This is a genomic window from Litorisediminicola beolgyonensis (assembly GCF_042679605.1).
GTDB classification, from domain to species: domain Bacteria; phylum Pseudomonadota; class Alphaproteobacteria; order Rhodobacterales; family Rhodobacteraceae; genus Litorisediminicola; species Litorisediminicola beolgyonensis.
This window is the reverse complement of sequence record NZ_JBHTMU010000081.1, coordinates 1-2,056: the sequence shown is the minus strand read 5'-3', so window position 1 is coordinate 2,056 and position 2,056 is coordinate 1. Positions and strand designations below refer to the sequence as shown.

3 protein-coding genes are annotated in these 2,056 nt (G+C 71.8%); all 3 read left to right on the top strand.

What is annotated here, in order from left to right; translation table 11 throughout:
- The coding region (locus tag ACFQ4E_RS20460) for a diaminopropionate ammonia-lyase (RefSeq protein ID WP_386806386.1) at window positions 1–860 on the top strand (860 nt) is incomplete at its 5' end.
- Entirely contained in the window at window positions 850–1,758 is a 909-nt protein-coding gene (locus tag ACFQ4E_RS20455; RefSeq protein WP_386806385.1) for an N-carbamoyl-D-amino-acid hydrolase, read from the top strand. The genes ACFQ4E_RS20460 and ACFQ4E_RS20455, both read left to right, overlap by 11 nt.
- A partial coding sequence (locus ACFQ4E_RS20450) for an aspartate/glutamate racemase family protein (protein WP_386806384.1) occupies window positions 1,755–2,056 on the top strand: 302 nt, incomplete at its 3' end. The genes ACFQ4E_RS20455 and ACFQ4E_RS20450, both read left to right, overlap by 4 nt.

The window sequence follows — 2,056 nt, the reverse complement described above, 5'->3', positions numbered from 1 at the left end:
GCGCGGTGCCCGAGCTGGTCGCGGGCCTCACCGTCACCTGCGCCACCGACGGCAATCACGGCCGGTCGGTCGCCTGGGGCGCCGAGCGTTTCGGCTGCCGCGCGGTGATCTTCCTGCACGAGACCGTGAGCCAGGGCCGCGAGGACGCCATCGCCCGCTTCGGCGCCGAGGTCCGCCGCGTGCCCGGCGATTACGACGACAGCGTCCGCGAAGCGGCGCGGGTCGCGGCGCAAGAGGGCTGGTTCGTGGTCTCCGACACCTCCTGGCCGGGTTACGAGGATGTGCCGCGCCACGTCATGCAGGGCTACGAGATCATGGCCGACGAAGCCTATGAGGCCCTCGACGAGCCGCCGACGCATCTCTTCCTGCAAACCGGCGTCGGTGGCATGGCGGCCGCCGTCGTGGCCTGCGCCAAGCGGCGCTGGGGCGCGGAGCGGCCCGTGGTGGTGCTCGCCGATCCCGAGGGCGCGGCCTGCTGGGCCGAGAGCTTTGCGGCGGGCAGCCCCAAGGTGGCGCAGGGTGAGGTCGAGACCATGCAGGCGGGGCTGGCCTGCGGCGAGGTCTCGCTTCTGGCCTGGGAGATCCTGCGCGATCACGGCGACTGGGTCATCACCGTGCCGGACGGTGCGGTCGGCCCGATGATGCGTCGGCTCGCCGATGGCGCGCCGCCGGTCGCGGCGGGCGAATCCGCGGTGGCGGGGCTCTGCGCCTGTCTCGGGGCCGATGCCGGGATGCGCCGCGCGCTGGGTCTCGACGCGAACTCGCGCGTTCTGGCCTTCGCCACCGAAGGCGACACCGACCCCGCGCTCTACCGCGAGATCGTCGGGCGCAGCGCCGGGGAGGTCCGCGATGGCGCGTGAGTTCATCGCCGCGGTGGCGCAGATGGGGCCGATCGCCCGGGACGAGCCGCGCGCCTCGGCCGTGGCGCGGCTCTGCGCGATGATGCGCGAGGCCCATGCGCGGGCGGCGCGGCTGGTGGTCTTCCCGGAACTGGCGCTGACCAGCTTCTTCCCGCGCTGGGTGCTCGAGGGGGACGCGCTCGACGCCTGGTTCGAGACCGAGATGCCGGGGCCCGAGACCGAGCCGCTCTTCGCGCTCTCGGCCCAGCTCGGGATCGCCTTTCACCTGGGCTATGCCGAGCTGACGCCCGAGGGGCGGCATTTCAACACCGCGATCCTCGTCGACGGCGGGCAGATCCGGGGAAAGTATCGCAAGGTCCATCTGCCCGGTCACCGCGAGCCCGAGGAGTGGCGGCCCTTCCAGCATCTCGAGAAGCGCTATTTCGAGACCGGCGATCTTGGCTTTCCGGTTTTCGACGGTCTCGGCGGCAGGCTCGGCATGTGCATCTGCAACGACCGCCGCTGGCCCGAGACCTGGCGGATGCTGGGGCTTGGCGGTGCGGAACTGGTCGCGCTCGGCTACAACACGCCGCTGCATTACCCGCCCGCGCCGGAGCATGATCACCTGCAGTATTTTCACAACGCGCTGTCGGTGCAGGCGGGATGCTACGCCAACGGTCTCTGGGCGCTGGCGGCGGCCAAGGCGGGGCGCGAGGAAGGCTGCGACCTGATCGGCGGCAGCCTGATCGTCGCCCCCACTGGCGAGATCGTCGCGCAGGCGCAGGGTCTGGGCGACGAGGTGATCACCGCCCGCGTCGATCTCGACCGCTGTTCCGAGATCCGCCGCAACATCTTCGATTTCGCGCAGCATCGCGAGCCGCAGCTTTACGGCCTTCTGACGGCGGCAAAGCCACGATGAGCGTGCGCCTGGTCAATCCCAACGGCTCGCATGCCGTGACCGCGCAGATGGTCGGCATCGCCGCGCGCGTGCTTCCGGGCGTGGTAGGGCAGACGCTCGCGGACATGCCGCCGATGCTCGTCACGCCGCAGGAGCTGGATCGCGCGGCCGATGCGGTGGCCGCTTTAAGCTTCGGACCGGAGGTCGACGGCGTGATCGTCGCGGCCTTCGGCGATCCGGGGGCCGGGGCACTGGCGGCGCGGATCGGCGTCCCCGTGCCTGTGATCGGGATCGGCGCCGCGGCGGCGCGGGCGGCCTC